The 3,204-nt window shown below is 71.4% G+C and carries 4 protein-coding genes; all 4 read left to right on the top strand.

All coding sequences use genetic code 11. From position 1 onward, the window contains the following. On the top strand, positions 1 to 850 hold an 850-nt coding region (locus tag PKH97_RS15365; protein ID WP_324388475.1), incomplete at its 5' end, for a DUF2339 domain-containing protein. Between the two features lie 134 nt (positions 851 to 984). Next, the gene (locus tag PKH97_RS15360; protein WP_324388474.1) at positions 985 to 1,989 is read left to right on the top strand and encodes an NADP-dependent oxidoreductase; all 1,005 of its coding nucleotides are present in this window, start codon (positions 985 to 987) and stop codon (positions 1,987 to 1,989) included. 50 nt (positions 1,990 to 2,039) lie between these two features. Next, positions 2,040 to 2,525 carry a SigE family RNA polymerase sigma factor gene (locus PKH97_RS15355; protein ID WP_324388473.1) on the top strand — a complete coding sequence of 162 codons (486 nt, stop codon included), beginning with the start codon at positions 2,040 to 2,042 and terminating at the stop codon, positions 2,523 to 2,525. Positions 2,526 to 2,761: 236 nt separating this feature from the next. Continuing rightward, a partial coding sequence (locus tag PKH97_RS15350; RefSeq protein WP_324388472.1) for a hypothetical protein occupies positions 2,762 to 3,204 on the top strand: 443 nt, incomplete at its 3' end.

Here is a 3,204-nt window from a genome sequence, read left to right as displayed (position 1 = left end):
GGCCCTCGCCGCCACCTCCGGCGCGAGCGCCCTCCCCGGCTGGCTCGTCCTCGCCCTCGCGGCGCTGGCCTACCTCGGCCTGGCCTCGACCGTCCGGGACCGCGCTGGCCTCGAGCCGGCATTGCGCTTCTCCCCCTGGGCTGGAGCGGTCGGCACGGCCTTCGCGATCGGCGCCGTCGTCGACGGTTTGGGCGACAACGCGACCCCACTCGGTCTCGCTGCGCTCGCCGTGGCGTATGCCGTTGCCTCCCGTTCGCTCGACCGGCTCTGGACCCGCTTGGCCACCTCGGCCACCCTCGCGCTCGCCCTCCTCGGCGTGCTGCCGACCTTCGGGGCGCTCATCAATCGCACGGACGCGACGGCGCGCATCCAGTGGATGGACGCCGTCGCTGCCGCTCTGGTCGCCACCGCCGCGCTCCTCGCGCTGCCCACCATGCGCCGGCTCGTTGCCGGCGTGACCGGCCAGTGGACTCGCTTCGCCGAAATCACCTGCCTGGCAATCGCACTCGCGGGTACTAGCGCCGCTGTCATCTCGCTGGCCGTCGTGGCCGGCGACGCGATGGACCGGCCCGCCGGCGGCTTCGTGGTCGGCCACGGGCTGGCGACGCTGCTCTGGGCGGCGGGTGCGGCATACCTGCTCATGCACGGTCTGCGGCGCGGCCGCGACGCGGCGATCGCGCTGCGCGCTGGCCTAATGCTGGCCGCTGCGGCGGTCGCGAAGCTGGTGCTTTTCGACCTCGCGACTCTCGACGGGATCGTGCGGATCACCGCCTTCATCGGCGCGGGCCTGGCCCTGCTCGCGATGGGAACGGGATACGCCAAAGCCCTGGAGCGTGCCCGCGCCCACTGACCGCACCCGGACCGCGCGGACTCCGCGGGCGGAACTCTGCCCCGTGGACACCATTCACCATCGGGGGAGTCAACCCGGTGGCGTCCGGTGCATAGGTGGCGGCGGCGCACCACGGGTGCGCGAGGATGGGTCCTATGCCACTGCCGACCAGCACCCGCCAGATCGTCCTTGCCCAGCGCCCCGACGGCTGGCCAACCGACGCCGACTTCCGCCTCGAGTCGGCCGACCTGCCCGATCTCGGGCCCGGCGAGGTGCTCGTCCGCAACACCGTGATGTCGGTCGACCCCTATATGCGCGGCCGGATGAACGACGTGAAGTCCTATATCCCGCCCTTCCAGATCGACGCCCCGCTCGACGGGGGCGCGGTCGGTGAGGTCATCGCGTCGACCAGTGCCGAGCACCCGTTGGGCTCCCACGTCCTGCACGGCCTCGGCTGGCGCGAGCACGCCGTCGTTCCCGCGCGCGGCGCGACGGTCATCGACACCACCCTCGCTCCCGAGTCGGCCTATCTCGGCGTGCTCGGCATGCCCGGCCTGACCGCGTATGCCGGCCTGGTCGCCGCCGCCGAGTTCCAGCCCGGCGACGCGGTCTTCGTCTCCGGGGCAGCCGGCGCGGTCGGCTCCCTCGTCGGCCAGATCGCGCGGCTCAAAGGTGCCTCGCGGGTCGTCGGCAGCGCCGGTAGCCCTGCCAAGGTCCACCATCTGCGGGATCTCGGCTTCGATGCGGCCTTCGACTATCACGACGGGGTCGCCGCGGAATTGAAGGCCGCAGCCCCCGACGGCATCGATGTCTACTTCGACAATGTCGGCGGCGACCATCTCGAAGCGGCGCTCTCCCGCCTGAATCTCAACGGCCGCGTGGCGATGTGTGGCGCCATCGCCCAGTACAACGAGACCGAGCCCTCCGCCGCACCCCGCAACCTTGCCCTCGTCATCGGCAAGAATCTGACGTTACGCGGTTTCATCGTCGCCAAATACGCGAGCCTGCGGCCGCAGTTCCTGGCCGAAGTCGGGCCGTGGCTGGCCGCCGGCGAGATCCGCTATGACGAGACCTTCCGCGACGGCCTAGACAGCGCCCCACAGGCCTTCATCGACCTGCTCGGCGGTGCCAACACCGGCAAGATGCTCGTCCGCCTCTGACCAAGCAGCGTTCCGCGGCCGTCGTGCGTCAGTAGGTCATGGTGGTCGCCGTGCACGCCGACTTCGAGGCCTGGGTGGCCGCCCACGAAGCTGCCCTGTTGCGCTTCGGCTACCTCCTGACCGGCAATGCCCAGGCCGCCGAGGAGGCCGTGCAGGCGGCGCTGACCACGGCATACGTCAATTGGGAACGTATCAGCGAGGCCGATCACCCCGATCGCTATGTGCGGCGGATGATCGCCAACGCACACATTTCCCGGTGGCGACGCTGGGATCAGCGGGTCACGCCCGTCGCCGAGGTCCGCCGGGCCGAGGCGCCCGATCTGGCGGGCACCGTCGCGGAGCGCGACGCGATCTGGCACGTATGCCGTGCCCTCCCGCCGCGGCAGCGCGCCGTCGTCGTGCTCCGCTTCTACGAAGATCTCGACCACGCCGAGATCGCTGCCCTCCTCGGCATCGGGGAGTCGAGCGTTCGGTCGGCCCTGCACCGAGCGCTGGCGAGCATGCGCACCGCCCTGAGCCAGGAGGACGCCACATGACGACGCCTACCGACGACGACCTCGAAGCCCTCGTCCGATCGACACTCAAGGAGCAGGCGGGCAACGCCCCAGCCGCCCTCGCTCTGCAGATTGGCGCGCATCGGTCCATGACGATGCCGCCCTTAGCCCACCCAGTGCCGGGAGGGGCACCAGTCCGGGTTGGGCCACAAACGCCGTCTCGGCGCAGGTTGCGGTGGGTTCCCATCGGCGCCGCTATCGCCGCGGGAGCGGGGGTCGTGGCACTGGCCGTGAGCCCGACGCTGTCCGGTCCCGAGACGCGGGGGCCTGGGAGGACAGCCACTCAGGCGTCGTCATCACTCGCCGCGCCGTCGCCCTCGGACGCTCCGGACGGCCCGATCCGGGGCATCCCGCCGCTGCCCGTTACCCCGGACGGCTGGCGCGTGGAGTCCTATGGTGCAGCCTCACTCGCGGTGCCGGCCACGTGGGGTTGGGGCGGTTCGCCCGGCAGCACGGCGTTCGCCGGCGATCTCTGCACGGCCCGATTCGCGCTCGTCGTCCCCGGCTCGGGTGAAGGCGATTCGACCACGCCTTTCGTGGGCCGACCCTTCGGCCCGTCACTTGTGGATTGCCCCGGCGTGCCCTACCCGGGAGTCGACGCCGTGTGGTTCGCCTCCCCCTATGCCGCAGGGAGCGAGAAACTCCCCGACGGCCGGGTCGC

Origin of the sequence: Nostocoides sp. (assembly GCF_035343835.1) — a bacterium.
Lineage (GTDB): Bacteria > Actinomycetota > Actinomycetes > Actinomycetales > Dermatophilaceae > Nostocoides_A > Nostocoides_A vanveenii.
This window is presented reverse-complemented; position numbering and strand designations above follow the sequence as displayed.